The sequence below is a fragment of the Agrobacterium vitis genome, from assembly GCF_013337045.2.
GTDB classification, from domain to species: domain Bacteria; phylum Pseudomonadota; class Alphaproteobacteria; order Rhizobiales; family Rhizobiaceae; genus Allorhizobium; species Allorhizobium vitis_B.
In genome coordinates, this window is record NZ_CP118259.1 from 3446461 (window position 1) to 3461740 (window position 15280).

Here is a 15280-nt window from a genome sequence, read left to right on the forward strand (position 1 = left end):
GGCCCATTGAAGCTGTCATGAGATAATGCCAGTGTCGCCGCCGAGATCATCGGCGGCGACAGGCACGACAATGCAATCAGATGCACAGACAAGGCAGGCCAGCAGATCCGGCATATGGGGCTGGATGCTGTTCGACTGGGCCGCCCAGCCCTTCTTCACCGTGGTCACGACCTTTATTTTCGGTCCCTATTTCGTCTCCCGCTTCACCAGCGATCCGGTCAGCGCACAGGCTGCGTGGAGCAATGCCGCCACCGTCGCCTCGGTGGTGATCGCCCTGCTCTCTCCGGTTCTGGGTGCCATTGCCGACCGCAGCGGCTCACGCAAGCCCTGGATCGCCTTCTTTGCGGTGATCAAGATCACCTGTCTTCTGCTGCTCTGGGAAGCTGTTCCCGGCTCGCCAGTGATCTTTCCGCTGGTGCTGTTCAGCCTTGCCTCGATCGCCGCCGAGTTCTCCATCGTCTTCAACGATTCAATGATGCCGAGGCTGGTGAGTGCCAAGGATGTTGGGCGGATTTCCAACATGGCCTGGGGGCTCGGCTATCTCGGCGGCATGATCGTGCTAATTGCCGTCGTGCTGTTCGTCGCCGCAAATCCTGAAAGCGGCAAGACCATTTTGGGCAACACGCCGCTGTTTGGTCTGGACGCCGCGACGGGCGAGGATGCCCGCGTCACCGGGCCGGTCTCAGCGCTCTGGTATCTGCTATTCATCCTGCCAATGTTCTTCTTCACACCCGACCAAAAGAAGGGCGATCCGCTTGGAAAAGCCGTGAGAGCCGGGCTTACCGACCTCAAGGCCACACTGCGCGAGGTGCGGCACCGGGCGGGTATCCTCAGGTTTCTCATTGCCCGGATGATCTATCAGGACGGCGTCAACGGCCTGCTGATCCTCGGCGGTGTGTTTGCCGCCGGCATGTTTGGCTGGTCGACGATGGAAATCGGCATTTACGGGATCATTCTCAATGTCGTCGCCATTTTCGGTTGCGCCCTTGCAAGCCGGTTGGATACGGCGCTTGGCTCGAAAACCATGGTGATCATCAGCCTGATCCTGCTTTTGACAGCCACCTTCGGCATCATTTCCACCGGTCCCGGCTTTACCGCCTTCGGCCTGATACCGCTTTCGCCTGATAGTACCGGCAGCCTGTTCGGCACGGCGGCGGAAAAAGTCTATATTCTCTACGGCATCCTGATCGGCCTTGCCTTCGGCCCGGTTCAGGCCTCGTCCCGCTCCTACCTTGCCCGCAGCATAGCACCCGAGGAAGCAGGCCGTTATTTCGGCATCTATGCGCTGTCAGGCCGCGCCACCAGCTTTATGGCAACCCTGTCGTTTTCCCTGATCACCACCGCCACTGGTTCATCAAGGGCGGGCATGGCGAGCCTGGTCATCTTTCTCGGTGTTGGGCTGGTCCTGCTGCTGGCAACGCCTTATCCTGCCGACAGGAAGAGCTGACGAGATGGAGGATAGAGAATATGGAGCATTTACCTGAAATTGGACTTGCTTTCGGGGCCTTTGCGCTCGGAATGTTCAGTCCCGGCCCCAATATTTTATCGGTCATCGGCACTTCAATGTCCGTAAACCGTAAAGCAGGCATTGCCTTAGCACTCGGCATTTCAGCCGGATCTCTATTGTGGGCGTCTATGACAGCGATCGGACTGACGGCGCTGATCACCGCTTATGCATCTGTACTGACGGTCATCAAGATCGCTGGCGGTTTGTATCTTCTCTGGCTCGCGTTCAAGGCTTTTCGCTCTGCGGCGTCCGCAAAGCCAAACATAGACCTCTCCGTCCTAACCGCAGGGAACCTGTATGTATTCTTTTTGCGCGGCTTGGCTATTCAGTTGACCAACCCTAAAGCTGCCCTGACGTGGATTGCAATCATGTCGCTTGGTCTTGCGGATTCCGCACCCACGTCCACAGCGCTCATCATTGTGATTGGAACCACGATTTTATCGGTTGTCGGGCATACTGCATATGCTGTCGCCTTCTCCACCAAGCGCGTTGTGGCATTATACGACAGAGCGCGTCGTTGGATTGACACAGCTTTGGGCGTCTTTTTCACCGTGGCAGGAATAAAGCTCCTTACAAGCCGCTCATAATTTCTCTCGGCAGCTCGCATTTGCCGTCATTGAGAAGAAACATCAATACTTTGATCAGCGGCTGGGAGAAAACTCCCAGCCGCTTTTCGTGTCAGGTTAGCTGATCACTACAGGCTGATGGCGAAAGCTCCGTCCTTTTCAGTGACGGCCGTGCCGTTGGCAGTCACCTCGTAGCCGGAACCATCGGCCTTGCGGCTTGCCGTGATCGCCACGGCCTTGCCGCCGATGCTGACCTCTGCCTCATAGGAGGAAAGGCTGGACGGCAGGGCAGGCTTCAGGCTGATGCCCTCACCCTGACGGTGGATGCCAAGGAAGCCTTCCAGAGCGAAACGGTAGAGCCAGCCAGCCGAACCCGTATACCAGGTCCAGCCGCCGCGTCCTTCATAGCCGGGACCACCATAGACATCGGCTGCCACGACATAGGGCTCGACACGGTAACGATCGGCTTCATCCGTGGTCTCGGCATGATGAACCGGGTTCAGCATCGAGAACACTTTCCAGGCCTCGTCATTGCGGCCAAGCTTGGAAAGAGCCAGACCCGTCCAGATCGCCGCATGGGTATATTGACCGCCGTTTTCGCGCACACCCGGCGGATAGGACTTGATATAGCCCGGGTCCAGACGGCTCTTTTCGAACGGCGGAGTGAAGAGACGAACGATCCCCACTTCGTCGTCGATCAGCCGTCCGACCACGGAGTTCATGGCCTGCTGCTGACGCTCCGGCTCGGCAAAGCCAGACAGAACCGACCAGGACTGGGCGATAGCATCAATCCGGCATTCGTCCGACTGATCGGAGCCCAACGGATCGCCATCGTCGAAATAGCCACGGCGATAGTGATCGCCATCCCAACCCGCTTTTTCCAGCGCGGCCTTCAGGCTCTTCAGGTATTTCGCCCAGGCCTTGACGCGGGCGCTGTCCTTGCGCTCCTCGGCAAAGGGCGTGAACACCGTCAACGCATTGGCAAGGAACCAGCCGAGCCAGACGCTTTCGCCGCGTCCGGCAACGCCGACCCGGTTCATGCCGTCGTTCCAGTCACCGCCAAGGATCAGCGGCAGACCGTTGGTGCCAGTGCGAGTGATGGCGAGATCGAGCGCCCGGGCCGCATGTTCATAGAGCGGCGCCTTTTCAGCGGAAATCTCCGGCTTGAAGAAGGCGTCGTGGCGACCGAGTGCCAGCGTCGGACCATCGAGGAAGCTGACGTCTGTATCCAGGATCGCCTTGTCGCCGGTGGCCGTAACATAGGAATGGACAGCATAGGCCAGCCAGACCACGTCATCGGAGATTGTGCTGCGAATACCAGCACCGTTCTGCGGCAACCACCAATGCTGCACGTCGCCTTCTTTAAACTGACGTGAAGCAGCATTGAGGATCTGGTCACGGGCCAGTTCCGGCCTGTAGAGCAAGAAGGCAAGGCTATCCTGCAACTGGTCGCGGAAACCATAGGCTCCCGATGCCTGATAGAAACCGGCGCGTGCCTTGATGCGGCAGGCCAGCGTCTGATAGGGCAGCCAGTGATTGACCATATGGTCAAAGGCCTTGTCGCCGGTCTTCACCTTGATATGGCCGGTGAAATCACCCCAGAAGGACTTGGCCTCGGCCAGTGCGCCGTCAAAGCCCTTGGCTTTGGCAGCCGCAATCACGCTGCGGGCCTGTTCCATGCTCTCGGCATCGCCCAGCAGGAAGGTGACCGAGGCTTCTTCGCCCGGCTGCAAGGTGATGTCGAAGGCCAGTGCCGCGCACGGATCGCCTTCCGGATCGATGGAGCCGGACAGTGGCGAGCCCTTGGCCACGGCCTGTGGCATCTTGATATCGCCATGCCGACCGATGAATTCGCGGCGGCTGGATGCAAAGCCCGTCGCCGTTTCCACGGCGGTCAGGAAGGCGAAGCGACCCGAATAGTCGATGCTATAGGGGTTGGTCGCCATCAGCGCCCCGGTTTCCGCATCGTGGGACGGCAGCACGAAGGCAGCCGTCTTCTGCGGATTGTTGCCGAGAATCCATTCGACATAACCGTAGCTGCGCAGACGACGAGCACTGTCGCCGGTATTGCGGATCGTAAGCCGGGTAAAGCGGACAGGCTCGACCTGATCGACTGTGACCGTCAGTTCGACGGCGAGACCGGCGGCCTCGGTCGAGAACACCGAATAGCCAAGACCGTGACGGGTTTCATACACCACATCCTGACGGTTGCTGGCTGCCGAAATCGGGCTGACCACCTCACCGCTGTCGAGATCGGCCACATAAAAGGCCTCGCCCGTGCGGTTGGTAACAGCATCGTTCGACCATGGCGTCAGCTGATAGTCGCGCGAATTGCGGCTCCAGGTGAAGCCCGAGCCTTCGGCTGCGATATGGAAGCCGAAATTGTCGTTGGAGATCACGTTGATCCACGGCTGCGGTGTCGATTGGCCGGGGCCAAGCCGCACCACATATTCGGCACCGTCGGCGGCAAAGCCGCCATAGCCGTTCCAGAATTCCAGATCGCTGCCATCGATTGCAGGCGCACCATGATCGGCACGGCCAGCCATGACCGGCACCGGCGGATACCAGTCGGCATCAATGGCATCCACACCGCGCGGCGCTGCAAACAGCTCGGCGGCATGGGTCACCTGATCGGTGATCTTGCCATTGCGGGCATGGAGCACGACGCGGGCGGCGGCAAGCACGGCATTCCAGCCGCTCTCGTCCATGAGGTCGCGACGCACCGCAAACACATGTTGCTGGCCGCCTTCGGCCTGCTTGGTGCGCATGCCCTCAGCCAACTGTTCCAGAGCATGCTGCATATCCTGCGCATAGGATGCAGCCCGCTCGTTAAGGATCACGACATCGGTGACGACGCCATGGCGTTGCAGATAATCCTGGGCGCTCAGGGCTTCGCGGACCACTTCGGTGTCCATCTCGTCATTGATGCGCACCGCAAAGATCGGATAATCGCCGGAGATCGAGTTTGGCCACAGCGCCGATTGCGAGGCAAGACCGGCGCGCACGGTTTCCGGATCGGCCCGCAGATGCATGTCGGGATAGACCAGGTAGCGACCGAGCTGCTGGAAGGCGGCAGCCTGCTGCGAGGTGATGCCGATATGGCGCATCTCGACCTGGGTACGGGTCCAGGCATGCAGCATTTCATGGTTGAACGCATCGGGATGACGATAGCGCTCAATGGCCACATCCACTTCCTGACGGCTCGGGGCGGCGATGGTCCAATAGACCACGCTGACCTTTTTGCCGGCGGGAACGCGCAACACGCGGCGGAAGCTGGCGATTGGATCGAGCGTAAACCCGTCCGAACCGGACAGAACCGCATTCGGATCGAAGGCCGCAGCCTCGGCCAGCGTGCGGCCACGACCGATGAACTTGTACCGGTCAGTCTCGAATTCGGTATTGCGGCCCGGTCCCGATGTATCGGAGACCAGATGCGCCACGCAGATATCCGGATCGCTCGGCGAGCGCTTGTTGCGTTCGATGCGGATCACGTCGCCCTTGCGGCCCAGTTCGGTTTTCACGAACATCCGCGAGAAGACAGGATGGGCGTTGTCGTTGTCGTCGCTCGACAGAACTGGCTCCATATAGGAGGTCACTTCGATGAAGCGATCCTCGGTGCCGGTGTTGAGCAGGGTGACACGACGGCCTTCGGCGTCATGCTCTGTGGCGACAACGCATTCGACAGTCGAAGTGATATCACCCACGGACTTCGTAAATTCGGCCTTGTCATCGCTGAAGACGACGCGGGTCTTTTCTTCAGCCGCACGGCGCGGCGCAGCGGTCGTTGACCACCATTCGCCCGACGCCGTATCGCGCAAGAAGATGAAGGTGCCGTTGCGGTCTTCGGTCGGATCGGCCTTCCAGCGGGAAACGGACAGGCCATTCCAGCGCGAGAAGCCGGAACCGGTGGCCGTCAGCATCACCGAATAATGGCCGTTCGACAGCAGAACCAGTTCGCGGTCCTTGGAGAGCGGATCGGTAATGGTGCGGATTTCCGGACGCAGCAAGTCGGCCTGGCCCTTGCCGGGGGTCTGCGGCTCGTATTTGGCGCTCATCACAGGGATTTCGCGCGGTGCCTTTTCCTGCAACAGCAGTTCTGCCGCCTCGATCACCGGATCGGCGTGGAAGAGTTCGCGCAACAAGCCGTTGAAGGTGACGTTGGCAATCGCCGCAATCGACATGCCGTGATGGTGGGCATAGTAATTGTAGACGACCGCGCAGGTCTTGCCCTTCGGCACACGGGTCGGGGTGAAATCGACAGCGTCATGGAAACCATAGGCACCAAGCGCGCCAAGCGCCCGGAGCTTTTTCAGGTTTTCAGCCGCTGCCTTCGGATCGTACTGACTGGCGAGAATCGACGCATAGGGCGCGATCACCGCGTTCTGGCCGAGGCCACGCTTCAGGCCAAGGGTAGGTACGCCGAAATTGGTATATTGATAGGCGAGCGCATGGTCGCGGGCATTGAAGGCCGCTTCCGAAATACCCCAGGGGATATTGAGGCGCTTGCCGTGGTTCATCTGTTCCTTGACGATCAGGTTGTTCGTCTGGTTCAGAATACCACCCTGCCGTTCCTGCATGACCAGCGGCGGCATCAGGTATTCGAACATCGAACCGGACCAGGAGACCAGTGCTGCACGCGAGCCAATCGGCACGACCTGACGGCCAAGCTTGTACCAATGCTCGGTGGGCAGATCGCCCTTGGCAATGGCAAACAGCGAGGTCAAACGAGCTTCAGAGGCCAGAAGGTCGTAGCAGGCCTCATCCAGTTCCATGGTTTCGACGCGGTAACCGATGGACAGCAGACGCCGTTCCTTACGGAACAGGAAGGCGAAATCCATCGAGAAGGCGAGGTCGCGGCTGCGGTCGCGCAGGCTGGCCAAACGCTGGCGCAGTGGCTCGATGTTGGAGAGGTCGAAGGCGCTATCGGCGATATGCGATTCGCAGACCGCCACCAGCGCCTCACTCCAACGCAGCAGGTCCGTGCTCTTGTCGGAGCGCAGTTCGTGGTGAAGATTGGCCGCCAGCTTCTGGATGTCGCGCGCCAAGACCGCGAGGTTGATCACCCGGATCGAGGCGAATTCATGCTCGCGCTTGACCGAGGCTAGCGCATTGTTGAAGCCGATGATCCGCTCATAGAGGCGGGTGCGCAACGGCCGTACAGTCTTGCGGTCGTCAGGCAGTTCCTTCAACGCTTCCATCAGGATGCCACCGACATCGCCGATCCCGTCCAGGCTGCCCTGGAGATGGGCAGACGGGGCTTCGGCCCAATGGCGGCAAGCCGACGAAATCGCAATCAGATGGCCAGCAAGATTGCCGCTATCAACCGCCGAAATATAACGGTTGCCGAGCGATTTCAGCGTATCGGTATGATACCAGTTGTAAAGATGGCCCCGGAACTTGTCCATCTTCTCGACGGTGCCGATGGTCTGTTCCAGCTTTTCGATGGTCTGCTCGAAACCGAGCCAGCCGAAGTGACGGGCCGAGACAATCGACAGAAGGTAGACGCCGATATTGGTCGGCGAGGTGCGGCGGGCTACCACCGGCTCCGGCGTTTCCTGGAAATTGTCCGGCGGCAGGAAGTGTTCGCCCGCATTGGCGAAGGTCTCGTAATAGCGCCAGGTACGGCGCGCGATGCGGCGCAGTTCGATGACGGTTTCTTCCGGCACCAGCAGCCGGTCTTCCGTTTCGGCAGACTGGCTGACATACCAGGCGACCAGCGGCGACAGCACCCACATCAGCGTGAAGGGTAGGCCGATCAGCGCGCCGTAGCCGGCTTCATAGGTCGACAGGCCGAAGGCGATGATGGCCAGCGTCGGTGCATAGCGCATCGTGCGGTAATAGGTCGGAATACTGCCTTGCGCCACCGACTGGATGCTGGCGGCGGTGCGCCATTCCAGCAGCAGCTTGCGGCTGACCAGCAGACGATACATCGAGCGCACGATGGCATCGGCCATCATGCAGGCCATATCGGCGATGAAGACGATACGAAGTGCCACTTGCGCATTGGCGCCGCGCAAATCGGCCCAGAGCGACTGGAAGTGTGCGCTCGGCACGATATCCGTCTGACGTGGCACCAGCGCATTGATCAGAGAGATTGTCGGCGCAACGAACAGCGAGAAGATCAGCAGCAATTGCCAGATCAGCGTGTCGATCGGGCTCATGGCGAACCAGCCGATGACAGACGCGGCGAACCAGGCAATCGGGGTCAGCGACCGACGCAGGTTATCGACCATTTTCCAGCGGCCAAGCGAGGTAATGCCACGCTTTGGATCGAGGATGTAGGGCAGCAACTGCCAGTCGCCCCGCGCCCAGCGATGCTGGCGGGAAATTTCCACTTCGTAACGGGTCGGGAAATCCTCGACCAGCTCGACATCTGTCACCAGCGCGCAGCGGGCAAACGAGCCTTCCAGCAGGTCGTGGCTAAGGACGGTATTCTCGTCGATCTGGCCCTTGATGGCCCGCTCGAAAGCGTCGACATGGTAAAGGCCCTTACCGGTGAAGCTGCCTTCGCCGGTAATGTCCTGATAGACATCAGATACGGTGAAGACGTAAGGATCGAGACCGCGATTGATCGAAAACACCCGCTGGAACACCGAGGCGTCCTTGCCTGTTGTCAGCGAGGGAGTGACACGCGGCTGGAGAATCCCATACCCGCTGATCACACGACCGGTTTCCGGGTCATGCACGGGCCGATTGATCGGATGATACATCTTGCCAACCATCTTGGTCACGGCATCGCGCATCAGCCGGGTGTCGGCATCCAGCGTCATCACATATTGCACACCATCAGGCACCGTATTAGCGCCCGGCAGGTAGGATGTATCCTTGTCGCCACGCAAAAGCATGTTCAGTTCATGCAGCTTGCCGCGCTTGCGCTCCCACCCCATCCAGCAGTCTTCCTGGGGATTGAACAGACGGCGGCGATGCAGGAAATAGAAGCGGGTCTTGCCATCTTCGTTGTAGCGGGCGTTCAGCGCAGCCATTTCCCGCTTGGCATATTCCAGCACCTCGAGATCGGCTTCGGTCTCCTCGACCTTGGCATCCGGCCAGTCGCTGAGTAACGCGAAATAGACTTCTCCACGCGGATTGGTCAGGTAATGGACTTCCAGATTGCGCACCAGTTCATCGACATGGTCACGCTTGGAGATCATGCAGGGAACGGCAACCAGCGTGCGAGCATCGTCTGGAATGCCTTCCTTGAACTCATAGCCGACCAGACGGGCCGGCTTCAGCACAAAGGTGGACAGCGTGTTGAACAGGCCGGTCGCGCCTTCAGATGCCGGCAGGGCAAACAGCACGACAAGAAGCGTGATCAGCGGCACCGACAGGCCAGCGTAAGACAGGTACCAGGCAACAAGCGCCAGCGCCAATGCCGTCAGCGCCAGAACGGGCAGGGCGATGGCCAGCCAATGCAACCGCTTGAAGCTGCGGGTGACGGCAATATGTGCAGGCACGCGGTATCCGACCGCGCGCTCCAGCGCCTCCTTCTGCGCCCCCACCAACACGCTGCCGACATTGGACGGCGCATCGGAGAGATCACCGGTCGAGGCGGCGGCCTTCGACAGATCGATGGCGATCTGGGCTATCTCCAGCTCGCTCTTGTCGGAACGGCGCGCCAACTTTTCAATCGTGTTGCGGTAGCTGTTGCGCGAACCGAAATCCAGCGCTTCATAATCGCTGTGGCTGCGCAGGATCTTGTCGACATGGCTGACCTCTTCGACCCAGACAGACCATTCGGTATCGTCGATGGTGCGCAGCCCCTTGATAATGCTGCCCATGCTGACATTGCCGGACGAAAGCCGGTTATGCTCGGCGGCCATCGCCTCTTCGGTGGTGCGGCCATTGGCCTCCAACCGCTTCTCCAGCCAGCTGACGGCAACCGCAGATGTCTGCGAACCGTTGCGCAGGCGATACAGAAACTGCGTCGCGAATGTATTGTCGTCGGCAAGCGATTCCAGCTGCTTCAAATATTCGCGGCAGGCGGCCTCATCATTCAGCCGGACGATTTCATCGGCGGCTTCATTGGCCTTGCGCCGCATCTGCCGGGATTTTTCCACCCGGGTCGAAATGCGCCGCAGGTTTTCCACCAGCACGAAGCGCACCATGGAGGGAAGGGCCCACAATTCGCCGATTTCAAGCGAATGCTCGGACTGATAGCCTTCCGCCAGCGCCGTCATGCTTTCGCGCGTCACTGTGGAATGAGTATGAGCCACATAGAGCCAGGCCAGCGCCATGACGCGGGGAATGATCCGGTCGCCGACCTTGACGGTCGGCAATTGCCGATAGAATTTCTTGGGAAAGTCGCGGCGGACTTCCTGGATCGCTTCTTCGATAATGTAGTGATTGTCCAGCAGCCATTCGGCAGCGGGCGTAATCGTCGCTCCCGCCTCGACATCGGCGGCAGTGGTGCGATAGACGCGCAGGATTTCCCGCTCGTTTTCCTTATGCCGGGCGAAGAAATCGAAATCGAAGAAACCCGGAAGCGTGCTCATCACCGAAGTGGCGAGCGCCTTGGATTTCTCCTGCAACTCATCGATTGTCAGATAAGTAGCCCGGATCGAATCGTTATGATCGATATTGCGGGTTTCTGTATCGCGTGGCGCTGTGGATGGCGTCATAGATGGGGACATGTTTTCGAATCTGTTACCAGCAAGAGTGAAATCTGCCGCATTGGGGTGGATGCAGCACTTACATATGCGCAACCGGGCCTAGGGAAAGGCCCGCGGCTGCGGGAAAATCAATGCGGCCATGACACGCGCCTTTAAAAAAGGCTTGGTCAGGCCGGGTAATCTGGCAGTAAGACGAGTGGACATGCTCTAAACAGAGTTTCACGGCGATAACCACTTCCTTCGTTTGGGCTCATCCATCTGCCTGTCTTTTGCAGTTGATGTCGTCCAGACAGTATTGTCGGCACGACTGTTCATCCTAGTCTGCCACCCTGCAATGCTCAGTTTGAACCGAAGCTGAACGGGTGTTAGGGTCTCCCTCTATAAATCCAGCGAGAACAAATCCAAGATCCTCTGCCCGAGGCGGAGCTTACGAATCGGAAACAGACCATCCACATTTTAGGTTAACTATGTCTCTCTTTTTCTCCAATGCCATGAAAGATGTCGTCGAGATCAGGCGCTACCTGCATCAGCACCCGGAACTGGGACTTTCAGAGTTTCACACCTCCGATTATGTGGCGGGAAAACTGGAAGCCATGGGCTACGAGGTGACCAGGGGCCTGGCCCGCACCGGCATTGTCGCCACGCTGCGCAATGGGACAAGTCAGCGTTCCATCGGTCTACGCGCGGATTTCGATGCCCTGCCGATCACCGAGGAAACCGGCCTCGATTATGCAAGCCTCACTCCCGGCCTCATGCATGCCTGCGGCCATGACGGTCACACGGCGATGCTGCTCGGTGCCGCCGGTATTCTGGCCGAGCGCCGCAATTTCGATGGCATCGTCCATCTGATTTTCCAGCCAGCGGAAGAAAATTTCGGCGGCGCACGGTTGATGATCGAAGACGGGTTGTTCGAGCGCTTCCCCTGCGATGCGGTGTTTGGCCTGCATAACGACCCCGGCATTGCATTCGGCCATTTCGCCTTCCGGGAAGGGCCAATTATGGCTTCGGTGGATGAATGCAAGATCACCGTCATCGGCCGGGGCGGCCACGGTGCCGAGCCGCAAAGCGCCAGCGATCCGATCGTGGCAGGTGCCAGCATTATCATGGCGCTGCAAACCATTGCCTCGCGCAATATCCACCCGCTCGATCCGGTCGTCGTCACCGTTGGTGGCTTTCATGCCGGTGCCGCCAGCAATGTGATACCGGAGCGGGCGGAGATGGTCCTGACCATCCGCAGCTTCGACGATCATGTGCGCGATGAACTGGAAAGCCGCGTTCGGGCCATTGCCGAGGGGCAGGCGGCAAGCTACGGCATGACCGTGGAGATCGACTATGAGCGGGGCTATCCGGCCACCGTCAATCATAAGACGGAAACCGATTACGTGCGGGACCTTGCCAGGCGCTTTGCCGGGGAAGGCAAGGTTTTCGATATGCCGCGACCGACCATGGGCGGCGAGGATTTCGCCTATATGCTCCAGGAAAAGCCCGGCACCTACTTCTTCCTCGGGACCAAACGCACCGAAAACGACCCGCCGCTTCATCATCCACGCTATGATTTCAACGATGATATCATTCCAACCGGCACGGCATTCTGGGTAGAGCTGGCTGAGAGCCGGCTAAAGCCGGAATAGGGTCGTCCAAGATAACAAAAACGCCCTCGTTGAGGGCGAACACGGGCAGACAAAAGGCGCGGCTCCCTTCGGAACCGCGCCTTTTCACCAGCTAGATTAATTGAATTATCCGGCCTTAACCACTGCCTTGTCGTCATCGTTTAGCAGACCGCTGGTATGCAGCAAGGCTGCGAAACGGCCACCCTTGGCGCTCAATTCGTCATAGCCACCCATTTCGACGATACGGCCATGGTCGAGGAACAGAACCTGATCGGCTTCGCGCACGGTCGATAGCCGGTGGGCGATGATAAATGTCGTGCGGTTCTGGCGCAGCCGGTCGATAGCGGATTTTACCCGCTCTTCAGTCTCCACGTCGAGCGCACTGGTTGCCTCGTCCAGCACCAGGATCGGCGCATCCTTCAGGATGGCACGGGCGATGGCGATACGTTGCCGTTCACCGCCTGACAGCCGGTTGCCACGCTCACCAACATCGGTATCGAAGCCAGACAAACGGCTTTCGATGAAGTCGGTGGCCGCAGCAGCCTCGGCCGCCTTGACGATGTCCTCATCCGTCGCATTTTCGCGCCCAATGCGAATGTTATCGGCAATCGACCGGTTGAGAATGCCCGCATCCTGAAACACCGTCGCAATCGAGTTGCGCAGCGACTGGCGGGTAATGGTGGAGATATCGGCGCCATCGATCAGGATCTGGCCCTGCTGCGGCTCATGCACCCGTTGCAGCAGGTTGATCAACGTCGTCTTACCGGCACCGGTCGGACCGACGATGGCAATCGTCTGTCCGGCCTTGACCGTGAAGGACACGTCCTTGACACCCTGGGTGGTATTGGCGAAATCGAAGGAGACATGGCGGAATTCAACATCGCCACGTACAGACTTCAGGTCGCGATTGCCAGCCGGCTCATCACGATCCTGCACGGAATCCTCAAGCACGTAGAAATCTTCCAGCTTGGCGCGCGCCTCGAAGATCTGCGTTGAAAACTGGCGCATCTGGTCGAGACGGGCGATCAGCAAATTGGCAAAGCCGATAAAGGCGATAACGTCGCCGACCCGTAATTCGCCGCTCTGCACCAGCATCGTGCCGATAATCAGGATGATCAGCATTGAAGCGGTAGAGGCAATGCGATTGAGGCCGCTGGCAATCGCCCACCAGTCGAGCACCGGATACTGAGCATCAAGCAGCTTGCTGGTAAAGGTTTTCAGCGCCGCAGTTTCGGCCTGAATACGATTATAGCTATGCACCACCGAGACATTGCTGATCGTGTCACTAACATGGGAAAACACCGTATGGTAGTGGCTCTCGACGGAAGCCTGTCCATCCTTGGTCTTGTCCATCACCATCTTGCCGATCGCCACATAGATCAGACCAAGCACGATCAGCACCAGGGAGAGGCGCACATCCATGGAAAAGGCTGTCGGCACCAGCAACACGAGCGCCACCGCGGTGGCCAGATGGGTTCTCATGAATTCCAACCAGAGGCCGAACAGCGTCTCGCTGGCACGCAGCAGCGTATGCAGCGCATTGGATGTGCCGCGCTGGTGATGCCAGGACAGCGGCATGGAAATGATCCGGCCAAAGGCTTCGGTCAGCAGACTGGCCCGGCGGCCATGCGCCAGCCGATCGGCTTCGCGGGCGACAAGCACGAAGGCAATGGTGTTGAATATGCCAAAGCCGCCCCAGAGAAACAGAATATCCTTGACTGGCTTGCCACTGGAAATTGCATCGATAATCCAACCAAACAGGATCGGTTCGGCAATGGTGATCACCGCCAATATAATATTGGCCGTCACCACGATGCTCACCTTCAGACGGTAGGCGGCAAGATATTGCAAGGCTCGCCAGTAAATTTGTAACAGGGACATGGCGTCAGTTTCTCCTGATCGGCTTCGAATTGGCCGGTTGAGGCATCGTATCACCATATTTTAAGGAGACGAACCTGAACGCCGCCTATACAGACCCGTACTTGTTGTGCAAAGTCAGGTTTTGGAATTCTCTTTTTCGCCATGCTTGCTATGGGTAAAATTTCAGGTAGCCAAATTAACAAACACATAAGCTTAACGTGTATTTTAAGAAATAGTGTTTGATAATAATTAGAGAATGTTAATGTTCAGTCTGGTGCTGAACCTAGGGGGTGCGTGTGAGTGTCAATCATCTCATACAGTTTTTGGCTGTATCTCAGGGATGCCGAAATCGCGAGGAGCTGATCCTGGAATTGGAGAAGCTCCTCGAATTTTATAAATTCGATTATTACGGCCTAGTGCGCAGTCCCAAACCTGACCAAAACCCCATGTCGCTGGTGCTTGCAGGACGCTGGCCGGAAAAATGGCCGCAGGTCTATATCACGAAAAAATTCGTGCTGATCGACCCTGCCATTCGCTATCTTGCGCAAGCGCAACGGCCGTTCCGCTGGAGCGAAACGCTGACGGCGTTCGCCCAGGACCCGCATTTCAAACGCATGCAGCGGATGATGATGGATGCCCAGCGTTTTGGTCTCGAAGAAGGCTACATCTTCCCCATTCACGGACGGGGCGGATTGCTGGCCAACATGACCATTGGCGGACGACCAGTGGAACTGACCCCGATTGAGATCATGATGTTCGACACGGTGGCGAAATGCGCCTTCTGGCGGCTGGCGGAAATCAATGGCGAAGACGAACTTCTATCGATGGTGCAAAAAGTCGATGTGCGCCTGACCCGACGCGAGCTTGAAATTCTCAATTATCTCGGGGAAGGCATGACCTCGAACGAGATGAGCAAATTGCTCGAGATTTCGAACCACACCGTCGATTGGTACGTCAACGAATTGCAGGATAAGTTGAACGCAAAGAACCGGCAACATATGGTAGCAATCGCTTATCGTCTTGGCCTGATCAGCTGATATTTTCATCGTTCTGCTGACTTGCCTAAATTGCGCGATGTCTTGCAAACCGCTATGGGTTCTCTTCGCAGGCGCACAATGAGCGCCTGAT

At 58.4% G+C, this 15280-nt stretch carries 6 protein-coding genes; 4 read left to right on the top strand and 2 right to left on the bottom strand.

Translation table 11 applies throughout. The features are described from left to right. The first annotated feature begins 70 nt into the window (after positions 1 to 70). Both G6L01_RS16295 and G6L01_RS16300 read left to right on the top strand, forming a co-directional pair. Positions 71 to 1447 carry an MFS transporter gene (locus G6L01_RS16295; RefSeq protein WP_070166218.1) on the top strand — a complete coding sequence of 459 codons (1377 nt, stop codon included), beginning with the start codon at positions 71 to 73 and terminating at the stop codon, positions 1445 to 1447. Between the two features lie 20 nt (positions 1448 to 1467). After that, positions 1468 to 2094 carry a LysE family translocator gene (locus G6L01_RS16300; RefSeq protein ID WP_070166217.1) on the top strand — a complete coding sequence of 209 codons (627 nt, stop codon included), beginning with the start codon at positions 1468 to 1470 and terminating at the stop codon, positions 2092 to 2094. Positions 2095 to 2201: 107 nt separating this feature from the next. Here the strand turns inward: G6L01_RS16300 and G6L01_RS16305 are convergent, their stop codons facing one another. Beyond that, on the bottom strand, positions 2202 to 10703 hold the full coding sequence (locus G6L01_RS16305) for a glycoside hydrolase family 94 protein (RefSeq protein WP_070166216.1): 8502 nt from the start codon (positions 10701 to 10703) through the stop codon (positions 2202 to 2204). Between the two features lie 470 nt (positions 10704 to 11173). On the opposite strand from G6L01_RS16305, the gene G6L01_RS16310 reads away from it, so the two are divergent. Next, positions 11174 to 12313 carry a M20 aminoacylase family protein gene (locus tag G6L01_RS16310; protein WP_070166271.1) on the top strand — a complete coding sequence of 380 codons (1140 nt, stop codon included), beginning with the start codon at positions 11174 to 11176 and terminating at the stop codon, positions 12311 to 12313. Between the two features lie 105 nt (positions 12314 to 12418). Here G6L01_RS16310 and G6L01_RS16315 read toward each other — a convergent pair whose 3' ends face one another. Further along, positions 12419 to 14173 carry a glucan ABC transporter ATP-binding protein/ permease gene (locus G6L01_RS16315; protein WP_070166215.1) on the bottom strand — a complete coding sequence of 585 codons (1755 nt, stop codon included), beginning with the start codon at positions 14171 to 14173 and terminating at the stop codon, positions 12419 to 12421. Positions 14174 to 14448: 275 nt separating this feature from the next. Here G6L01_RS16315 and G6L01_RS16320 point away from each other — a divergent pair, with 275 nt between their 5' ends. After that, positions 14449 to 15189 carry a helix-turn-helix transcriptional regulator gene (locus tag G6L01_RS16320; RefSeq protein WP_070166270.1) on the top strand — a complete coding sequence of 247 codons (741 nt, stop codon included), beginning with the start codon at positions 14449 to 14451 and terminating at the stop codon, positions 15187 to 15189. The last annotated feature ends 91 nt before the right edge of the window (positions 15190 to 15280 follow it).

What these genes read in the sequence shown, in the direction of transcription:
- G6L01_RS16295 (WP_070166218.1), top strand. Translation starts at nt 71, where the DNA reads ATGCAATCAGATGCACAGACAAGGCAGGCCAGCAGATCCGGCATATGG.
- G6L01_RS16300 (WP_070166217.1), top strand. Translation starts at nt 1,468, where the DNA reads ATGGAGCATTTACCTGAAATTGGACTTGCTTTCGGGGCCTTTGCGCTC.
- G6L01_RS16305 (WP_070166216.1), bottom strand. Translation starts at nt 10,703, where the DNA reads ATGTCCCCATCTATGACGCCATCCACAGCGCCACGCGATACAGAAACC.
- G6L01_RS16310 (WP_070166271.1), top strand. Translation starts at nt 11,174, where the DNA reads ATGAAAGATGTCGTCGAGATCAGGCGCTACCTGCATCAGCACCCGGAA.
- G6L01_RS16315 (WP_070166215.1), bottom strand. Translation starts at nt 14,173, where the DNA reads ATGTCCCTGTTACAAATTTACTGGCGAGCCTTGCAATATCTTGCCGCC.